This window comes from Youngiibacter fragilis 232.1, assembly GCF_000495435.3.
Classification (GTDB): domain Bacteria; phylum Bacillota; class Clostridia; order Clostridiales; family Clostridiaceae; genus Youngiibacter; species Youngiibacter fragilis.
Map to the genome: position 1 here is coordinate 1 of NZ_AXUN02000103.1, position 2055 is coordinate 2055.

The 2055-nt window shown below is 36.7% G+C and carries 2 protein-coding genes; both read left to right on the forward strand.

What is annotated here, in order from left to right; translation table 11 throughout:
• Positions 1-318: 318 nt before the first annotated feature.
• Positions 319-1008 (forward strand): suppressor of fused domain protein, encoded by a 690-nt coding sequence (locus tag T472_RS05930; RefSeq protein WP_023387775.1) that lies wholly within the window; start codon positions 319-321, stop codon positions 1006-1008.
• Between the two features lie 320 nt (positions 1009-1328).
• Positions 1329-1772 (forward strand): recombinase family protein, encoded by a 444-nt coding sequence (locus T472_RS05935; RefSeq protein WP_023387774.1) that lies wholly within the window; start codon positions 1329-1331, stop codon positions 1770-1772.
• Positions 1773-2055: the final 283 nt, after the last annotated feature.

Genomic DNA, 2055 nt, shown 5'->3' on the forward strand with positions numbered 1-2055 from the left:
AACTAACTTGACAAACACCGATTATGCGTATTAGTATCTTTTTATTGCCAAAACACACATTGAGACGGTGATACTCCTACAAAAGGAAAAACCACAACATATTGTGTAAACCGCATGGTTAAGCCACTATATATAGTATTTTATAAAATATGTAGTTGTTTCCCAATACACCTATGGTTTAAGCGGATATAATATAAACTATAAGTTATTTCAGAATGCACAACATGGTGAAGACGTCATCTGGATATCTGGATTCTAAATTTAGCAGACAAGACTACATTCCGAAGGTTAAATTGGGATTTGAAAGGAAATTAGAATATGAACCTATTTAAGCGATTCAAGAAAAAACAGGCAGTAAATGATTCGATGTATCTGTATACGGAAAAGGAGCGGGAGGAATATGAGAATGGCATCAGGGAAAGATTCGGAGAATACACTGAGGTAATTCATGAAATATTCTCGCCTGATATCCATTTGGATATCATCGTCGTCCCTCCTACAGAAGACAATGATTACTATACGCTTATTACTATGGGTGTTGGTGCTTTTAGAATGAACGTTCCAAAAGAATTGGAACGATATGACTATGGGAGAATGGAACTGGTATTATGTTTACCCTCAATGTGGGACATCAAATCAAAAAATGAAAAGGATTATTGGCCTATACGACAGTTGAAAGCTGCTGCAAGATTGCCTATTCAATGTGATACCTGGTTAGGATACGGTCATACCATATCATCGGATCAGCACAATAGTCCATATGCTGCAAATACCAAATTCTGTACGATGATGTTGCTGAATGCACTTGACAAGGACTGGGAAACTTTTGATTTCAGCCTTGAAAGTAAAGGGAAAATCAATTTCTATCAATTATTTCCACTCTATAAAGAAGAACTGTTGTTTAAGGAAAATAATGATGAAGACGCTTTACTGGATTTGTTTGATGATGATGATGTCACGCCAATAATCAATATTGCCAGAAAGAATTATTGCGATATCAGTAATTAAATTCAAACTTGTCGAGCCTGTGGGTAGCACGCCTTAGACAGCACGAGTTGAGACGATATGGTATGGTGTTGTCGAATTGTGCTTTGAAGATCTGATATCAATGAATTTAAGACGCGCACAGGAAACTATAGACGAGAAATCTTTTGTGCATGCTTACTCGTTGAAGATGAGTGTGTTTTTTGGCAGATGACGCTTTGGATAAAAGGTATATAAATTATGAGGGTTCGTTTATCAAAGCGCTTAATATAAAATGGAGAAAAATAGATTGAAAAACCAAATAACCAATTTTTCAATGAACTCGTTATAAGGAAGGTGTTGTTGTGGCTGATAACAAAAAAATACACTTTATCCCACCATTACCCCCGAAACGAGAAAAGCAGGTTGGTATTTATTGCCGTGTGAGTACAAACAGTGCTGACCAACTGAAAAGCCTTACCGCTCAAGTCTCAGCTTTAACAAGAGTAACAGCTGCTAATCCTAATTGGTTATTAGTAGATGTGTATATCGATATTGCTTCAAGTAAGACAGGTTCTTCGCGCAAAGAATTTTCTCGTATGCTGCATGATTGCAAGTCCCATGATATAGAAATCATCCTAACCAAGAGCATTAGCAGATTTGGCCGAGATACCGTAGAGATTCTTGATGCCTTGAACCAGATAAGGATCCTCGGTGTACCTGTAATATTTCAACAGGAAGCACTCGATACAGCAGATACAAATAATGATCTTATGATTTCAATAATTGACTCAAACTTCGCACAATAAAATTGCCCGCAAACCATTGGGATTACTAGATTATTTGTAAAAAAACAACATGAACGAGCCAGAATTTGTTATAATGGAGGTGTATAGCAACCATATATAACACTGGAGGTTCATGTTGTGAAAATCATACCACAAATCCACCAAGACGTACATCCTATTTCGGAAGCAATCATAAATTTTTTTAAGAGATTTCGAATGGGTATCCTGCTCAAATCCTGCAACGCATACAAATCCAAAGGATTCAAGGTTACTGTCATTTTCGAGTATCTGCTTAGCCTGATAT